Origin of the sequence: Nocardia vulneris (genome assembly GCF_001613425.1) — a bacterium.
GTDB classification, from domain to species: Bacteria; Actinomycetota; Actinomycetes; order Mycobacteriales; family Mycobacteriaceae; genus Nocardia; species Nocardia vulneris.
Genome location: NZ_BDCI01000023.1, coordinates 125929 through 141580 on the forward strand (window position 1 = coordinate 125929; position 15652 = coordinate 141580).

Below are 15652 nucleotides of genomic sequence, written 5' to 3' on the forward strand. Positions count from 1 at the left end.
GGGACAGCAGCAACTCCACGAAAGGGTCGATATGCCGCTGGCCACGGTGAACGGAATTTCCCTCAACTACCAGGTCAAAGGTGACCGTGCGCGGGGTACCGATGTCAAGGGGTCGGGGCCGCTTGTGGTCATGATCATGGGCACCGGAAGCCCCGGGCGGGTGTGGGAACTGCACCAGGTGCCCGCACTGGTCGCCGCCGGCTACCGGGTGTGCACCTTCGACAACCGCGGCATCGCACCCTCCTACGAGGCGGCCGACGGTATGACGATCGACCAGCTGGTCGCCGACACCGCCGGGCTGATCGAGCTGCTAGACGAGGGCCCGGCGCTGGTCGTCGGCACCTCGATGGGCGCGCGGGTGGCCCAGGAATTGGCGTTGGCCCGGCCCGAACTCGTGCGCAAGGCCGTCTTCATGGCCGGCCACGGGCGGCTCGACCAGTTCCAGAAGACCCTCTCGCTCGGCGAACACGAACTCGACGCCAGCGGCGTCGAGCTGCCGGCGAAATATGAGGCCGCGGTGACCGCGGTGATGAACCTCTCGCCCGCGACCATGGCCGAACCGAACTCGGCCCGCGACTGGCTCGACCTGTTCGAGTTCACCGGCGGTCCGGTGACGCCGGGCATCCGCGCCCAGCGCCGGATGGATCACGACTTCGAACGGGTGCAGGCCTATCGCGCGATCACCGTGCCCTGCCTGTCCGTCGGCTTCGCCGACGACCGGATGATCCCGCCCTACCTGTCCAGGGAGATTGCCGAGGTGATTCCCGGTGCGCGCTACCAGGAAGTGCCCGATGCGGGCCATTTCGGCTACCTGGAACAGCCGGAAACGGTCAACAAGATCCTGCTTGATTTTTTCGCGAGCTGAGTTCTCGCCGCCAGAGGTAACCGCCCAGGCGTAACGTCTGCCTTGCTAGGGTCGAAACTACGCTCGGGACTCTAACGGTGCGGACGTCCGTGGAACCTCGGTTCATCGGGCCTGTGCCGGGTGAACCACGAGCGGTCCCGTACATAGCGCCAGTATCCAGTGAGGTGAAATTGAGCACCAACCCCTTCGATGACGAAGACGGCCGCTTCTTCGTCCTGGTCAACGACGAAGAGCAGCACTCCCTGTGGCCCGCCTTCGCGGAGGTCCCGGCCGGATGGCGTGTTGTGTTCGGTGAGGACAGCCGGGCCGCCTGTGTCGAGTACGTCGAGAAGAACTGGACGGATATGCGTCCGAAGAGCCTGCGTGACGCGATGGCCGCCGACGATGCGGCCCGCCAGGGCGCCCAGTCCTGATCCGCGGTATCTGATACTGCGCCGGGACATTTGATCGATCGCCGTCTGCGTGACACCGTAATGCCGGTGTCACGCAGTCGGCGTGCCCGGTTATGATGGCAACCGCTTTCGAGCGGACCCCGCCTCCTTAGCTCAGTGGTAGAGCACTCGCCTTGTAAGCGAAAGGTCGTCAGTTCAATCCTGACAGGGGGCTCAAACCATCCCTGACCTGCTGGAACGGCAGGTCAGGGATTTTGTTTAGGCGGAGCACAGTGCTCGAACACCACTAAACTGTTAGTTTGGTAGGTATGACCGTCGCCCGGAACAGGCAGTCGCGGAACCTCGACGCGGGCCCGTTCGCGCCGGAGATCCGGTCGTTCAGACTCCACCTCAACGCCGAAGGCAAGTCTCAGAAGACCGTCAACACGTACGTCGAGGCAGTGCAGTGGTTCGCCGGCCAGCACCTGTGCGGTGAGGCCGATCACACAGACTGGGCCCAAGTGGCCGCAGACGACGTCAAGGCTTGGATGGTCTGGCTGCTCGACCGCTACTCGGACAGCTACGCGAACAACCAGTATCGGGCCCTACAGCAGTTCTTCAAGTGGTACGCGGACGAAGAAGAGCTACCGAACCCGATGGCGAAGATGAAGCCGCCGAAGATCAAGGAGACGGTCGTCCCCGTCTTCACCGAGAACGAGCTGTCGGCCCTGTCGCGCACGTGCAACGGCAAAACATTCGTCGACCGGCGAGACCAAGCGATCATCGAGCTGTTCAAGGCAACCGGCATCCGGCTGTTCGAGATGGCCGGCATCAACTATGTGCCGGACGCGCCCGACCGAAGCGATATCGACCTCGATCGCCGCGAGCTGGTGGTCCGCGGGAAGGGCGGCAAGGAACGTCGCTGTAAGTTCGGCTTCGAGGCTGCACGGGCGATCGACCGGTACGTGCGTCTCCGGTCGAAACACACCCACGCCGAGAGCCCCAAACTCTGGCTTGGCATCAACAACCGGCCGCCGATGACGGCCAACGGCATCTACCAGATGATCGTCCGCCGCGGCGAGGACTGCGGAGTAGCCGTCAACCCGCACAAGTTCAGGCACCACTTCTCGCACACCTGGCTCGACAACGGCGGCGGTGAAGGCGACCTTATGGAACTCAACGGCTGGACATCACCGCAGATGCTGGCCAGGTACGGCGCCAGCGCGCGTAATGCGCGTGCACGGCGCACCTACGACCGCATTATGTCGGCTGACCGCGCTGTTCCTCGTGACGGGTCCTGAGTCCTCTCATCTGACTGATGAGGGTGAACCGCCGATCCTCAGCACGAATCGAATGAGCAGTCATCGCACAGCAGTGTGGATACGCCGTCCTGCGAGATGCGAATATCTGGCAAGCCAGCCATGCGTCGGAGCTCGTCGTCCCAGCTGACCGTCTCGATCCGTCCGCAGCTTGCGCAACGCCACTGTTGACCGAGCTTGAAGGTGCCGTCGTCGCTTCGCATGGTCGACTAATACCCGATTCGATCGCAAGTTGTCGGATTCGGACACTGCCGAACGGCGTCGTGGCTCGATTCGTCGACGCGTGTAGCCGTCGCTGCATCTCTTTCGAGTATCGCTGACATCGAGCCGGCACCCAAAGTCGTTGTGTACCTTTTGATCATGCTCGAGCAGCTGGTGCCAATGATCGGCGTTGTCCTGGGGTCGCTGGCGACGTATGCAGGTGCAACTATGGCCGAGCGAGCGAGGTTCAAAAGGCTGCTCTCTACCCGATGGGACGAGAATAAACTTGACGCGTACGCCGAGTTTGCGTCGTGTGTGAAGGATATGTTGCGTGCAGCTCAGCGGCATTCACAAGCTCGTGAGGAGCAGTGGGCGGAGCTGCCGCTGGTGCGCTCGGAGCTGGAGGCTGCGGACAATCGCCGCTCGACGGTGTTCGAACGGGTGGTGCTATTAGGAGATCCGGCGGTCAAGGAGGCTGCTGCTGCAGCGAATCAGGTTGTACTTGAGTCGAAACGAATGTCTGTGGAGGGAACGTCGACACCTGGGCAGCACGACCTGGGAGGCGGGCAAGTCGTCGACGCGCTGAATCTGTTGCATGAGGCGGCCCGTGAGGACTTGGGGATTCGACGGCCGGCCAGACACGGGATCGCGATCCGGCCTACGCAGTAGGTTGCCGCCGAACTTGTCGTTGTGATCGAAGTCGGGAGGTGCTCAGGTGGACCGGACCCAGCGTGCGAGCTGGGCACCATCGGCATCGAAGACGATGTGCTGACAGGTCATAGCCGTCGCCGTGCCTTGCGGCGAATACGTCATTCTGGCGGAAGTGCCACCGAGGACGGTTGGGGCCGTGGTGATACACAGCTCGTTCAGGTAGTGATCCGCAACCAGTTGTCCGGTTAGCAATGCACCGCCTTCGCATACGATCTCTCGCAGGCCACGTTCGGCAAGGGTATGGATGATGGCCGCGGCTTCGATTGCGCCCGAGCCGAGTTCAATCACCTCGGCGCCCGCCGCCGCGAGATCGGCCTTTGCTTCGGCGGGCGCGGTGGTAGTCGTGAGGATGATGGGCGGTACCTCCGTATTTGTCAGAAGCCGAGAACGCGGGTCGATGTTCGCGCTACCGCTGACCACTGCAATCGGAGGTACGGGAGGTCGGCCACGGGCGATCCGCCATTGCCGCCGTTCGTCGGTCGTTCTGATGCCGATGTAGTCCTCGGCGCGTATCGTGTTGGCGCCAACGAGGACTACGTCGGAGAGATCGCGGAGCAGCTTCAGGACGTACTGATCGAGCGGAGAGGTCAGCCCACCGGACGATCCGTTGGTCGCGATCGCGCCGTCCACGCTCACTACGAAGTTGGCTCGGACCCAGGGGCCTGAGGTTTCTGGGTGAGGTGCGTACAGCTCAAGCAGCTCGTCATTAGTTAGGTCCGACGCCTTGACGAGCTTTGGTCCCTCGGTCACCTCAGTTTCGCCTGCACTTCCATGCCGCGCCCCAAGTTCTGCACCGTGTACTCGCGTCCACCCACTTCGATAACGGCCACCTTGTAGCTGGAATCCTCGCAGAGTTCGCGAACAGTGATTCCGTCGATGCCGCGCTCATGCGCCGCATCAAGCCACGCTTGAAGTGCGATTCGGTGCCAGTTGTCGCGTGCTTCTGCCCACGATCGACTGTCCGTTCGAAGTGTGTAGTCGGCGACGAATTCCGTCACGAGGTCCATGCTGAGAGCTCCTGTCCGGGGTTGTCAGTGTCGCTAAGAATCGCCAAGAAGAGCCGGGTTGCGACGGCTTCAAACGGCTCGGTCATTGGGTCGGTGTAGGTGCGCGCACCAGGCAAGGACGCTGCGTACCTACGTGCTGCATCCGACAGGGAACCCATGATTCCGGCTGACCGCTGAATAGCCGACTTCTTGGCCCACGCGAGCGCGCCGGCGCCGGTGGGCAGCAATGTTTCGCAGGCCATCCGAAGGCACAATTTGTCTACCGGCTCTCCGTCGTGGTCTCCGAAAAGCGCTGAAGGTCCGAGGGTTTCAGCGACGGTCCAAAATCGGACAGTCTGGAAGACATGGACGAGCTGGTCCGCGTAACGGCCCAGGACTCGCGGATAGAAGTCGGGGACGAGACGCTGATATACGAAGTTGTTCGCCGACTCAGCACGCACTATCTGATCAAGTTCGACAGCGGCTTCGGCAGAGTTCACGGGGTGATGGAGCTCGCGTCCGCCAGCGATGATCGCGTCCGCTCCACTTCCAGTGAGGATCGGCCCGACTGTGTCGATTCGATTCAGGGTCGGAAGCATCGAAAGCAGCGGAATCGCGTAGGAGACCTCCCACAGCTCAGGGAGCCCAAGGCGGCGAACGGCGTCCTGCGCGAGGCTGACTGTCGCGTGCTGGTCGAGTTCCACCACGTCGTGGCGGAGACCGAGTGCGGTGGCGGCAGCCGTGGCATTCGTTCTGTCGGTGCCGCCTTCGGCGATTACCGTAATCGCCCGCGGTCGGGCGCCAATGCTCACGGCCGCCGCCGCTACCAGGATGGAGTCCACGCCACCGGAGAGAAGTACGACGGGTTCACCTGGCTGAGCCCGAAAGATTGCGTCAAGACGAGAGCAAGTCTCCTCAGCGATAAGCTCGGCCGCCTTTGCGGGATCCGCCAACTGCCGGAGTCCAGGATTCGTAGCGGCAATGTCTTGCAGGTCTGCAACATACTGCAGGGATTCGCCCGTCTGCTCGGCGAAGTCGGATGCCGTCATACTTGCGCTCCCTCGGGATCGAGCGGTACGTGGTGAGTCGCCGTGATGACCATGCGATCGGCACGGATGGCGATGTCCGCAGTTTCGACGGGGGTTTCGCCCGCCCAGTGTGTCCGTGTGACGAAGAGGATTGGTGTACCCGAGCCAAGATGCAAGATCTCACTCTCCTTGGCCGTGGGCATCCTAGCTCGGGTTTCTTCCTCGACTCGATCGACGTAAAGCCCGATGGAATCGAACCGTGCGATCACGCCGGGATTGCCTCTTGTGCCGTCTACCGGCTCTTCAATCGGTGTGCCTGCTGTAAGGGCTAGGGGCTCATATTGGGTGCCGACCTGGACCGGAACCCCGTCAACGACCCATACGTACTCGGCCACTGTGACGGGGGCGCCGGGTTCAATGTGCAGGCGCGCAGCAATCGAATCCGACGCAGCTTCGCGCCAGCGCTTGTCGATGACCTTGTCGTGCCAGCCACCGAGAATGGCCTCTTCCATGTTCGGAGCTAGCCCGGTGGGGTTCCGTTGGTATCGAGCTGCGCCCCGCCGGAAGAGTTCGGGTCTCGTACGCACAAACGAGCCCGTGCCACGCCGGGTCTCGATTAACCCCTCGTCGCGGAGCTCGTCTACTGCTTTGACAGCGGTGGCCAGCGCGACGCCGAAAAGCTCGGCGAGCTCCCGCGCCGACGGGATTCGTTGTCCCGTTGCGTACTTACCGTTGGCGATCTCCTCGCGCAGCGTGGCGGCTACCTGCCGATAGGGCCTGACTCCGGACGCCTCATTGATGGTCAATCGATCTTCTCCTCTCGAATCTCTAGCCTAAGCCAGCGAACCATTGTTATAGTATGCTAGAACACTGAAACTAGGAGGTGAAACCGGCCACGTGTCCGGGTTGATCTAGCCCACGAACGCAAAACTCCCCCGGCAGTTCCAGCTGCCGGGGGAGCAGTACTCACCAAAGCGGTTCCAGCCGCTTCAGCAATCTTTCGACTTCAGAGATCGGAGCCCTGAAGCATGCCCAGTGTAAATCCCGCACGTCCTGACGCGTCGGGCAGCAAACAGTGTGTAAGCAGAGCCTGCGCCTCGTCCGGCGCGACCCTAGATGTCTCTTTTCCGCCGGATCTGGTCAAACTCCAGGAAGCGGCCCGAGTTGGTGACGTCCATCCGGCAACGGTTCGCCGCTGGATCGCGCGCAGCATGCTCACGGCGTACCGGCGCCGTCCTTCAGGCCCGCTGTATGTCAGTGCGGCCGAGGTTGCCAACCTAGTTCGGCCTGTTGAGGCGGGCGGTGCGGCATGAGCACCCCGGTTGAGCGGACATTGCAGGCCAAGATCGCGGCGCACGAGTCGTGGGCGTGCACAGCTGACCGTGCGGCACGAACGGCGAAGGCTCGTAGCGCGGTGCTGAGCAAGTTCGAGCGAGCTGTCGATCCGGACGGACTCTTGAGCCCCGAGGAGCGCGCCTACCGCGTCGAACAGGCAAAGAAGGCGCACTACACGCGCATGGCGCTCAAGTCTGCGCAGAACCGTCGTCGCCGCTGCGAAGGCCGGCGCAAGGGCGGTGAACAGTGATGCGCGCCCGGACGTTCGGCCTGGCTGTGGCCGCAGTAGCGATCGGCTCCCTGATCCTGACGAATCCGGCGGTTGTCGGGTTCACGTTGATGGTGCTCGGCGCGGTTGCGTTGTGGCGGTCGAGTCGTCGGTGGGGGGTTCGGCGATGAACGCGAACGAGCCTGTCCATGATCCGGTAGTTCTGCTGGAAGAGCTGGACGCAATCATCGGTGAGCAGCAGCGGTTGCGCGAGCGGATCCAGGTGTTGCAGGCGCAATACCAGGCGTTGGAGCCGTACGCCGACCGGTTCGATCGTTATCCGGCGCCGGCCGGTGAACGGTCTCAGTTCGGGGAAGTGAACATCGAGTCGGCAGTCGCTCGATTGGGATATGCGATCGAGGACACCGCTGGAAGTTGTTGGCTGGCGTCGGCGCGCGAAAGCGCGGCCTGTATCCGGGAGTACCCGCAGCAGGCGCAGCCCGTCGTGCGGGAAGCGGTCGTTGAGTCGGTCGACGGCCCGGGTTCGAGTGGTTTTCGCCGGAGTGGTGATAGTGCCCGGAGTCGTAGCGGCGCACTGGTTCCGGTGTCGTCGGAGTTCGCTCGTGCTCGTACGCGTGAGCTGGCTGATCGGCCGGGGGTTGATCGGGGGCGGTCGCGGTGAACGGCGATTGGCGTGATGCCTCGCCGCAGCAGGTGCACACCGTCTATGTCGACCGGGGTCGGGCTCATACGCCGTTGCATTCGATGGCGGGCCCGGAGTTCACCGGTGCGGGTGCGGTGTATGCCCCGCTCGGTCTGCTGCCGCCGGCGTTGCGGTTGGCCGCGTTCGCGGTGCTGTTGTTGGTCGCGATGGGCGCGTGCACGGCGGCGTGGGTGGACTACAAGCAGTACACGCCCTCGCCGAACGTCTGCCGATCCGTGAATGCGGGTGTGCCGCAGGAGAAGCCGGGTTCGTGTGTTCCGGCCTCGCAGCTGCCGGGGGTGACGCGATGACCGCGCCGGCCGATGATGCGGGCCGGTTGTGGGCGGACTATCAGCGGGTCGCCGAGATCCGGGATCTGTTCGATGACATCGACGCGGCGGCGTGGGCGTCGATTGAGCGCAAGAACTTCGCTGATTCGACCGGTGAGATCGCCAAGCTCGCCCAGATCAAGTCCGCCCGGGCTGCGGTCGGCGGTGAGGTGAAAGAGGTCTTCGACCGCTATATCGACATCGCGGCGCGCACGGCGCCTGTCGATGAGATCACTGCGGCGGTCGAGGAGGTTTCGCGGCGGCGTTCGCGGGGGATCGGGCGGTCGCGATGAGCGGGTTCCTCGATCCGGACGGCGCCCGGCACGGGTTGCCGACGTGGCCGTGGGGTTTGGCCCCGCAGCATTTGCGCACGCGTCGTCAGCTGGCCGCGGATGGCCGGCGGCCGGGTGGTGAGTCCGAGGGCCAGGTGCTGCGTGCACGCGGCGGGTCGCGGGGGCCGCTGAAGGCGTACCTGTATGACGCGGATTCGGCTGTGCCGAAACGGGTTCCGAGCGATGCGCAGTTGGAGGCGTTGCGGCTGGCCCGGTGGACGCGGTCGGTGGATGCGTGTGAGCGGCGCGGGATCGACGCCTCCGATATGCGCGAGGTCATCGAGCAAGCCCGGGCCGATATCGCCGCCCAGCGTGCCGCCCGCCCCACCCCGCGTAGTGGAAGGGAGCGAAGCCGATGAACCACAACAACACCCGGGCCGTGGCGCGGCCGAACCGGTACGCCGGGCTGGAGTTGGAGTACGCGGACCAGATCATCACCGGTCTGCGCGCGAGGGGGATGGGTTATCAGGAGATCGCCCGCACCCTCAACATCCGGGCACGACGGGTCGAGGCAACCCTGGGCGAGATCCGGGCGTTGGCGGGCCGTCAGGTGAGTCAGCACGAGATCGCCCGCCGGGTCGGGTTGCCGCGCACGAGCGTGCAGGACCTGTTGCGGGACAAGAAATCGTCTCGGCCGACACCACGCAAAACGCAGGCGAAAGCGGCGATCTCGGACATGCACGGGATGCAGCTCGACGTGCTGGGCTGGTTCCTCGGGATGGAACGCAACCACGTCTACAGCCTGGCCAAGCAGCTGCACGACGAAGGCTCCATTCACGACCTCGAAGAGGTCCAGGCCGGAGAGAAATGGGTGGTTCCCACCCGGATCACCGCGGCCCGCTACCTGGGCTGGCGTCCTGCCGACTGGCGCCCGCCGCTGGGGCTGGCCGAGCACTACCGGGCCGTGGCGCAAGCGCGGGTGATGTTGGTCGGCGCCGACCGCGCGTTGTGGGTGCCCGAGCGGGTGCTGCGGCACCGCATCGGCAAGACCGCCGGCACCAACGGCCGATCGAAATCGGCTGAGCCGCAGATCTCTTCGGGCCGGACTCCGATCCTAGGTCACCCGCACGTGCACGACGGCCGGTTCCTCGGGGTGGTGGAAGGCACCTACGGCTGGTGGGCCCTGGAGGTCGAGTTGTCGAAGAAGGACCCCGAGCACATGGACATCGCCTTGAAGGGCGCGATCCGGGCCGCCCGCGATGCGACCGAGGAGTCGATGGTCGGGGTGCTGTATCTGTGCCGGACCGCGGCGGTGATCGACAACGTCAACGCCGCCTACGACCGGCTGCCCGCCAGCGAATTCGGCGACGGGCTGGACCTGGATCTGCTGGTCCGCGATTTCGACGAGCGGTGGCGCAAGTTCCTCACCGACTACGGCGCGCGCCGCGAAGCCGCCAAAGCCGCGAGCTCGAATCGCCGCCGCCGCACCATCATCCACCTCACTTCTCGGGAAGCGTCATGAGCAACCAGAACTGCGTCAACATTCTCACTCCCACCGACTGCGATCCCCTCGGAACCGCAGCCCCACCACCACCCGCACCGCCGAGTCCGGTGGAGCAGGCGCCGCCCATCGAGGTGCACCCGGTCAAACCCCCGATCAAGCAACTCGACGGAATCGACCTCCCGGACTTCAGTGTTGCCGTCGACCACGCCGGGACCGGCGCGGCCGCCGGGCTGGTGCTCATGGTGATGCTGCTGCTGATCGTCGCGGTCGCGACGTATTGGCCGTTGACCGTGCACCGGCTGCGGAACTTCGCCATCGCGGCGTTGCTGCTGCCGGCCTCGTCGGCGGTGGCGGGTGGCTCCTGGTCGACCCCGTTGTCGCTGTTGTGGTCCGGTGCCGAACGCGTCGCTGACGGGGATTGGTCCGGGGTGCGGATGATGCTCGCGCTCGGTGTGCCGTTCGCGGCGTTGACCGCAACGTATGTGCAGGCGCGGTTCGTGCACAAGGTTGCCACGGTCGGGTTGAAGAACCTCGGCCGCACCGAACGCGTCAGCGAAGCCATGCTGGCGCGCCAGTTCGCCCGCGCCGCCAAGACCGCCCAGAACGGCGCCCCCTACACCACCAGCGAGGGGATCGTGCTCGGCCCGCTGGCCAAGACCACCACGTCGAAGACACCAGGGTTGTGGCGGAGCCTGACCGCACGCCATGAGCAGTGGATGGTGATCCCGCACCGTGCCGCGCGCCGGCATGTGGCGTGGGTCGGGTCGACCGGTTCGGGCAAGACCGAGGGGATCAAACGCTATTTCGCCGGGCTGCTCACCTACGAATGGACTGCGTGGCAGCGCTGGAAAGACGTACCCGCCATGCGGCACAAGTACCGGCGTCCGCTGTCGGTGATCATCTCGTGCAAGGGCGGGCTCGATGATGTCGAGCTTGGTCGTGAGATCCGCGATATCGCAGCACGGTTGGGGATCGAACCGGACCGGATCGCGATCGTGGTCCCGGGCGGAGACCGGCTCGAGATGTGGGAGGGCACCCCGGCGCGGGATCTGCGTGCCGCGGTGGGGGATCTGCTCAGCGCCGGGGAAGCCACCACCAGTGAGGGCCAGCATTTCGACGAGATGCGCCGTCGCATCGTGTCGCTGGTGTGCATGGCGCCGATCGGGCCGCCGCGCTCGTTCGCCGAATTCGTGGCCCGCCTGCACACCGACGTGCTCCTCGACGCCTGGGGCGGGGACCCGAACGTCAAACGAATGCTCGCTGCGATGCAGGAGGAGAAGGTCCCTCAGCTCGACGACGCACTGATCAAAGCATCCAACTTGTTCGAGTTGCTTCAGGACCAGTCCGGCCAGACCGTGTTCGACGGCGGTAAAGATCTCGACGACCTCGACGTGCTGTATGTGACCGTCCCGGGTTTGGACAAGGACGCCGCCCGCGCCCAGGTCGCCGCGATTCTGCGGATGGCGATGCAGCGTGCCGGGCGCACCGCGAAGGATCAGCGGCGGTCGGTGTCGCTGATCATCGACGAACTCTCCGCCCTGACCACGGCCAAGGGTGCGATCGGGCTCACCGATGTGTGTGAGCGGGGCCGCTCCCAAGGCGTCGCGTTGCTGGTGACCGCCCAGTCCCAGGAAGGACTCGCGCCGGATGAGTGGAGCCTGAACCGGCTGCTCAAATCCTGTGCGGGCGGGGTGATCCTGGGCTACAGCGAGAACGCCGGCGACCTGTGCAAGCACGTGGGTTCGGTGCGGTCGATGCTCCCGTCGCGGCATCTGATCAAGGGCCAGCGCCACGGCGACGAAGGCCAGGTCTCGGTCGGGGAGAAATGGCTCGTCGACCCCGACGTACTGCGCCAGCTCGATACCGGCGAATTCGTCTACGCCCGCGCCCGCCGCGCCGACTGGACCCACGCCGTGCAGGTCAACAAACCCGAACTGACCCCGCTGCCCGGTACCGGCACCGCCGGTGAACCCGCGGGCACACCACGCGTCCCCGGCGACACCGCCGTCGCCTGAACAACTATCCGAAATCTGTTGGAAGGCAACCACATGCGTAACATTCCCGAACCCCACCGCCACAATGACGACGACCCCGACGAGGGCCACACACCGGCCCGTCCGGGTGAGCCGAGCGAACCGACACCCATCCGCGACATCCTCGCCGCGGAGTTCGCCGAGTACCTCGCGCGCGCCAGCGCCAGCACCGACGAACCCATCGATCTCGACGATCCGGCACCCACCGCGGCCCCGGACCCGGGGCCGGTACGGCCCAACCTGCGCCTGGTCACCACCAAACCCGACCCGGCCGACGACTGGGATGAGCCGTTGACCGTCGCCGATGCCGTGGACGCGGCGCGCACCACACGGCGACGGGTCGTGCGCACCGCTGCCGGCGGTACCGCCTTTGTGGTCGCTGCCGGGGTGGTCGCGGGCTGGGGCGAACCCCTGATCGTGACCGGTCCGCTAGCCGTCTACGGGGCGGGTTGGCTGGGTTACCTGTGGTGGAACGCCGCCTTGCGTCCCACTCTCGGCCAGGTCTTCGCCGCCGGATTCGGCGGTATGCGCACCGCGTTCACCGTCGTGCTCTCCACCCTCGCCGCCCTCGCGCACGGCCTGATCGAGCGCGTCAGCTCGGCGCGGTCCCGTCACGAAACCACCCGGACCTCACCCGTCACGCCGTCGGCGTGAAACCAGAAAGGAACCAACCCTGATGAACCCCACCATTATTAGCCCCGTCGCGATCGGAATCACTGCCGGGATAGGCGCATTCGCTGCTCTGTTCATGTGGGTCGAATACGACCCGTACGACTGCCTCGCTCAGCGGCTGGCCGTGTACAAGCTCACCGCCGCCGAACGCGCTGAGCTGGCCAAACTGACCGAGCAGCGCCGCCTCGACAGTGACCGCCACCGTCTTGTGGTCGAACGAGACCAGCAGGAGCGCGCCGAGGCCGCCGCCAGACTCGCCGCGGGCTTCAACCCCGACTTGCTGAACCTCGACGACCCGGTCGGCGACCCGCGCGAGCTGGACTTGACGCAGTTGGTCGCCGAGATCGAGCACGCCGAACACACCTACCGCCACGCCGATCACCACCTGGTGTATCCGCACCGGGAAGCGCTGTATCGGGAGTTCCAGCGCCGGCGCGAGTTCGACGAACTCATGAAACTGTCCCGAGCTGACCGGATCCGCCTGGATCTGGCCTCCCAGCGCGTGAACGCCGCCCGCCACGCGCCGTTCGTCACCGACCCGGCGACCACGACCGGGGGAGCCGATCTCGCCGCGGACTACTCCGGGCCCGCCGCGCTTGGCTACGACCCTGAACCCCCGTTCTGAGGACCCCGTCATGGCGAACAACCACCACGAACCCACTCTGCCGATCCCGTCGAAGCTTTCGCGCGAGATCACCGCCGTCATCGACGAGATCACGAAGTTGGGGGACAAGCTGATCGTTCTCGACCGCCGATTCCGGGCGCTGCAAGCCCGCCCCAGCGTCGTGGCCGTGGACGACCTCGGCCCCGCCATCACGGCCGGCGAAGCGACATCGAGTGTGCGCGGCTGGCTCGGCTGCGCCGAACTCGCCCTGCTGTGCGCGGCCGGGGAGCTGGGTGAAGCCCACGCTCACGCGAGCCGGTTGAAGCTCACCGACTCCGCGGCAGAACACACCCTGTCCGCCATGCGAGGCCCGAAATCCGTTACCCCAGAAAGGAACACAGCCAATGTCTGACCGTAGCCCTGAAGACGAACTGTTCGCTGAGGCGATCAAGTTCGGTCGCTCGTTTCAGCAGATGCTGCGCCTGTACGCCCAGGCCGGGAACTGGCTGGACAAGCGCCGCATCCGCAAACAGATCAGCCTGGCGTTGCGCGAGCAGCGCCGCACCGAGGAAACGAAGCGTAGCCATCAGCTGGATTGGACCCAGCAGATGGTCGACCGCTACCGCGTGCACGCCCAGACCGTCGCGCAGCGCGCGACCGACCCGACCGTCGATCACCAGCGCCGCTACCAGGATTCGAGGATCCTGGCCGAACACGGCGACTTCCTGCGCTCGAAGATCATCGCCAACCCGCGCCTGACCCCGACCGAGCAAGGTATCGCCCTGGACGGCCTGGATGCGGTCACGACGTTCCCGCACCTGCGCACGGGCCGGTTGTTCGACCGCGCCCACAAGGTGAAAGGCATTGACGCCCTTCACTACCGGGCGCAAGTCCACCGGACGAAGACCAGCCTCGACACCGCCGACCGGCAGACCGGCCACAACCACGATCAGGTCCGTGATCGGGCGGGCGCACAGCGACCGGAGCGGTATGCGGTGCAGATGACGTGGTCGGATCCGCGGGGGTGGGTGTGGAGTGAGTTCGGCTCGGCCAGGACCGTAGACGGGGCCGCGGAGTGGGTCGGCGACACTGTCGCACGCTCGGACTGGATGTCGGACACCACGGTCGAGCTGACTATCAGCGACACCGCCGACGAGGCGGCGCGGTACCGCGATTACGGGGAGCCCCGCGAGGTCGCGGAGAACCTGCTCGACTACACCGGCGCCCGGGACCGGGCGGCCCGCCGTGACGCGGCAGCACAGGCCGCGGAGGGTCGCCGGTGGACCAGTGTCGTGCGCTATCACGCGCCGGGTGACCTGGCCGCCGATCAGGTCTCGGTGCGACGCGGGTTCCACGACGAGCGCGGAGACGCGGCGCGGTGGGTGCACGACACCGTTAAGTCCGCGGAGATCGAGCCGCGCACCCGGGTGTCGGCGACGCTGTGGGACAAGGATGCGGTTCAGCCCGCGCATGTCGCGGCGGGCAGCCCCAGCGACGTCCTGGAAGAGGTCCGGCAGCGCTGGCACCGCTACACCGCGCAACTGAGCTACTTCCCCGAAGGCGCGGACCGGCCGGTACACGAAAGCCGCGGTCATGTCAGCGAGGCCGAATGCGCGGACTGGACCCGCCGTCAACTCGACGCGATCCGGTCGGAGCCGGGCACTGACGTGGAGATCGGCATCTACGACGGCGACCGCAGCGACCACGACCCGGTGTTCCGTGCCCAAGGCCCGAAAGGCATGGTGGCCGACGAGATCGACGCACTGCGCGACCAGCACCAGCGCCGAAGCACTCCGGAGCGGGCACGCTCCACCGAGCCGCCCGACGCCGGCGTCGACGATTCCCGGCTCGCCGAGGTCGAACGGCAGCTCACCGCCATGGCCGCCGACCGCGACCGGCTCAGCTCCCGCGTCGAGACCCTGCAGCGCGGCCTGGACGCGGTCACCGCCGACCGCGACGAGATCCGCCGCACGCTCAGCAACGCCGAATCGCAGATCGAGTCACTGAAGAACCGCAACCAGCGTCTGGCCGCCGAAATCGGTCAACTGCGCGACCGGCCGAACGTGGATGCTGTTGCCGCGGAACGGGACCGGTACCGGCGTGAACGCGACGAAGCCGTCGCCAAACTTGCCCAGCGCACCCCAGCCCAGGAGCGTTACGGCAGTAAAGCGCGCGTCGCGTTCGACAAGCTCGGCAACACCGAACGCTGGACCCCTGAACCCGCCACCACCCGCGATGGGACCGCGGCGAGCGGTGAGACGGCCGGTGAGAGTGCCGCGGCGGACCCGGATGCGGCGGCGCGGGAGAAGTACGGGTGGGCGGTCGCTGAGCAGATGTCGGCGGACTTCGTCAAGGCCCACGGCGATGTCTACGACGAGACCAAGATGCAGGAATTCGCTCGCGACTGGCTCAACACCCACGCCGAGAACACCCGCCAGCGGCTCGCGGGCGGGGGCAGTGGCCCGGAGCGTAACGGCCAGTCCCGCAACGGGATCGAACGGAGCCGTTGAC

At 65.8% G+C, this 15652-nt stretch carries 19 protein-coding genes and 1 tRNA gene; 16 read left to right on the plus strand and 4 right to left on the minus strand.

Features of this window, described 5'->3' with window-relative positions:
* Positions 1 to 31: 31 nt before the first annotated feature.
* The 5 genes from NVU01S_RS25020 to NVU01S_RS25045 all read left to right on the plus strand — a co-directional run bounded on the left by NVU01S_RS25020 (position 32) and on the right by NVU01S_RS25045 (position 3425).
* Positions 32 to 865 carry an alpha/beta fold hydrolase gene (locus NVU01S_RS25020; RefSeq protein WP_043679860.1) on the plus strand — a complete coding sequence of 278 codons (834 nt, stop codon included), beginning with the start codon at positions 32 to 34 and terminating at the stop codon, positions 863 to 865.
* A 170-nt stretch (positions 866 to 1035) separates the two neighbouring features.
* Positions 1036 to 1278, plus strand: a complete 243-nt coding sequence (locus NVU01S_RS25025; RefSeq protein WP_011207082.1) for an MbtH family protein — start codon at positions 1036 to 1038, stop codon at positions 1276 to 1278.
* A gap of 121 nt (positions 1279 to 1399) precedes the next feature.
* A tRNA-Thr gene (locus NVU01S_RS25030) sits at positions 1400 to 1471 on the plus strand.
* A 94-nt stretch (positions 1472 to 1565) separates the two neighbouring features.
* The gene (locus tag NVU01S_RS25035) at positions 1566 to 2537 is read left to right on the plus strand and encodes a tyrosine-type recombinase/integrase (protein WP_052281258.1); all 972 of its coding nucleotides are present in this window, start codon (positions 1566 to 1568) and stop codon (positions 2535 to 2537) included.
* A 378-nt stretch (positions 2538 to 2915) separates the two neighbouring features.
* The gene (locus tag NVU01S_RS25045) at positions 2916 to 3425 is read left to right on the plus strand and encodes a hypothetical protein (RefSeq protein WP_063776060.1); all 510 of its coding nucleotides are present in this window, start codon (positions 2916 to 2918) and stop codon (positions 3423 to 3425) included.
* 42 nt (positions 3426 to 3467) lie between these two features.
* Here NVU01S_RS25045 and NVU01S_RS25050 read toward each other — a convergent pair whose 3' ends face one another.
* The 4 genes from NVU01S_RS25050 to NVU01S_RS25065 are packed head-to-tail and all read right to left on the minus strand — an operon-like array spanning position 3468 to position 6287.
* Positions 3468 to 4217 (minus strand): pyrimidine reductase family protein, encoded by a 750-nt coding sequence (locus NVU01S_RS25050; RefSeq protein WP_043679853.1) that lies wholly within the window; start codon positions 4215 to 4217, stop codon positions 3468 to 3470.
* Positions 4214 to 4474 (minus strand): hypothetical protein, encoded by a 261-nt coding sequence (locus tag NVU01S_RS25055; protein ID WP_043679850.1) that lies wholly within the window; start codon positions 4472 to 4474, stop codon positions 4214 to 4216. Before NVU01S_RS25055 ends, NVU01S_RS25050 begins: the two co-directional genes overlap by 4 nt.
* Positions 4462 to 5502 (minus strand): asparagine synthase-related protein, encoded by a 1041-nt coding sequence (locus tag NVU01S_RS25060; RefSeq protein ID WP_043679846.1) that lies wholly within the window; start codon positions 5500 to 5502, stop codon positions 4462 to 4464. The genes NVU01S_RS25055 and NVU01S_RS25060 overlap by 13 nt, the downstream gene beginning before the upstream one ends.
* Positions 5499 to 6287: a GntR family transcriptional regulator gene (locus NVU01S_RS25065; protein ID WP_052281256.1), complete on the minus strand. Its 789-nt coding sequence runs from the start codon at positions 6285 to 6287 to the stop codon at positions 5499 to 5501. The genes NVU01S_RS25060 and NVU01S_RS25065 overlap by 4 nt, the downstream gene beginning before the upstream one ends.
* A 503-nt stretch (positions 6288 to 6790) precedes the next feature.
* Here NVU01S_RS25065 and NVU01S_RS25070 point away from each other — a divergent pair.
* The 11 genes from NVU01S_RS25070 to NVU01S_RS25120 all read left to right on the plus strand — a co-directional run bounded on the left by NVU01S_RS25070 (position 6791) and on the right by NVU01S_RS25120 (position 15651).
* On the plus strand, positions 6791 to 7066 hold the full coding sequence (locus tag NVU01S_RS25070) for a hypothetical protein (RefSeq protein ID WP_244467500.1): 276 nt from the start codon (positions 6791 to 6793) through the stop codon (positions 7064 to 7066).
* A 145-nt stretch (positions 7067 to 7211) separates the two neighbouring features.
* A complete protein-coding gene (locus NVU01S_RS25075) occupies positions 7212 to 7706 on the plus strand; it encodes a hypothetical protein (RefSeq protein WP_156161911.1) in 495 nt (164 codons plus the stop codon).
* Positions 7703 to 8038, plus strand: a complete 336-nt coding sequence (locus tag NVU01S_RS25080; protein WP_043679839.1) for a hypothetical protein — start codon at positions 7703 to 7705, stop codon at positions 8036 to 8038. The genes NVU01S_RS25075 and NVU01S_RS25080 overlap by 4 nt, the downstream gene beginning before the upstream one ends.
* Positions 8035 to 8349: a hypothetical protein gene (locus NVU01S_RS25085; RefSeq protein ID WP_043679836.1), complete on the plus strand. Its 315-nt coding sequence runs from the start codon at positions 8035 to 8037 to the stop codon at positions 8347 to 8349. The genes NVU01S_RS25080 and NVU01S_RS25085 overlap by 4 nt, the downstream gene beginning before the upstream one ends.
* A complete protein-coding gene (locus tag NVU01S_RS25090; protein ID WP_052281255.1) occupies positions 8346 to 8747 on the plus strand; it encodes an RRQRL motif-containing zinc-binding protein in 402 nt (133 codons plus the stop codon). The genes NVU01S_RS25085 and NVU01S_RS25090 overlap by 4 nt, the downstream gene beginning before the upstream one ends.
* Positions 8744 to 9850 (plus strand): hypothetical protein, encoded by a 1107-nt coding sequence (locus tag NVU01S_RS25095; protein ID WP_043679832.1) that lies wholly within the window; start codon positions 8744 to 8746, stop codon positions 9848 to 9850. The genes NVU01S_RS25090 and NVU01S_RS25095 overlap by 4 nt, the downstream gene beginning before the upstream one ends.
* Positions 9847 to 11847, plus strand: a complete 2001-nt coding sequence (locus tag NVU01S_RS25100; protein ID WP_156161910.1) for a type IV secretory system conjugative DNA transfer family protein — start codon at positions 9847 to 9849, stop codon at positions 11845 to 11847. Before NVU01S_RS25095 ends, NVU01S_RS25100 begins: the two co-directional genes overlap by 4 nt.
* A 33-nt stretch (positions 11848 to 11880) precedes the next feature.
* Complete coding sequence (locus NVU01S_RS25105) at positions 11881 to 12519, plus strand: hypothetical protein (protein ID WP_043679826.1); 639 nt, start codon at positions 11881 to 11883, stop codon at positions 12517 to 12519.
* Between the two features lie 22 nt (positions 12520 to 12541).
* Positions 12542 to 13162, plus strand: coding sequence for a hypothetical protein (locus tag NVU01S_RS25110; protein ID WP_156161909.1), 621 nt, complete (start codon positions 12542 to 12544; stop codon positions 13160 to 13162).
* 10 nt (positions 13163 to 13172) lie between these two features.
* The gene (locus NVU01S_RS25115; RefSeq protein WP_043679820.1) at positions 13173 to 13553 is read left to right on the plus strand and encodes a hypothetical protein; all 381 of its coding nucleotides are present in this window, start codon (positions 13173 to 13175) and stop codon (positions 13551 to 13553) included.
* Positions 13546 to 15651 (plus strand): hypothetical protein, encoded by a 2106-nt coding sequence (locus tag NVU01S_RS25120; protein WP_063048166.1) that lies wholly within the window; start codon positions 13546 to 13548, stop codon positions 15649 to 15651. The genes NVU01S_RS25115 and NVU01S_RS25120 overlap by 8 nt, the downstream gene beginning before the upstream one ends.
* The last annotated feature ends 1 nt before the right edge of the window (position 15652 follow it).

Coding starts and splice junctions, on each gene's coding strand:
- NVU01S_RS25020 (WP_043679860.1), top strand. CDS start 32: ATGCCGCTGGCCACGGTGAACGGAATTTCCCTCAACTACCAGGTCAAA.
- NVU01S_RS25035 (WP_052281258.1), top strand. CDS start 1,566: ATGACCGTCGCCCGGAACAGGCAGTCGCGGAACCTCGACGCGGGCCCG.
- NVU01S_RS25045 (WP_063776060.1), top strand. CDS start 2,916: ATGCTCGAGCAGCTGGTGCCAATGATCGGCGTTGTCCTGGGGTCGCTG.
- NVU01S_RS25055 (WP_043679850.1), bottom strand. CDS start 4,474: ATGGACCTCGTGACGGAATTCGTCGCCGACTACACACTTCGAACGGAC.
- NVU01S_RS25060 (WP_043679846.1), bottom strand. CDS start 5,502: ATGACGGCATCCGACTTCGCCGAGCAGACGGGCGAATCCCTGCAGTAT.
- NVU01S_RS25070 (WP_244467500.1), top strand. CDS start 6,791: ATGAGCACCCCGGTTGAGCGGACATTGCAGGCCAAGATCGCGGCGCAC.
- NVU01S_RS25075 (WP_156161911.1), top strand. CDS start 7,212: ATGAACGCGAACGAGCCTGTCCATGATCCGGTAGTTCTGCTGGAAGAG.
- NVU01S_RS25085 (WP_043679836.1), top strand. CDS start 8,035: ATGACCGCGCCGGCCGATGATGCGGGCCGGTTGTGGGCGGACTATCAG.
- NVU01S_RS25090 (WP_052281255.1), top strand. CDS start 8,346: ATGAGCGGGTTCCTCGATCCGGACGGCGCCCGGCACGGGTTGCCGACG.
- NVU01S_RS25095 (WP_043679832.1), top strand. CDS start 8,744: ATGAACCACAACAACACCCGGGCCGTGGCGCGGCCGAACCGGTACGCC.
- NVU01S_RS25100 (WP_156161910.1), top strand. CDS start 9,847: ATGAGCAACCAGAACTGCGTCAACATTCTCACTCCCACCGACTGCGAT.
- NVU01S_RS25105 (WP_043679826.1), top strand. CDS start 11,881: ATGCGTAACATTCCCGAACCCCACCGCCACAATGACGACGACCCCGAC.
- NVU01S_RS25110 (WP_156161909.1), top strand. CDS start 12,542: ATGAACCCCACCATTATTAGCCCCGTCGCGATCGGAATCACTGCCGGG.
- NVU01S_RS25115 (WP_043679820.1), top strand. CDS start 13,173: ATGGCGAACAACCACCACGAACCCACTCTGCCGATCCCGTCGAAGCTT.
- NVU01S_RS25120 (WP_063048166.1), top strand. CDS start 13,546: ATGTCTGACCGTAGCCCTGAAGACGAACTGTTCGCTGAGGCGATCAAG.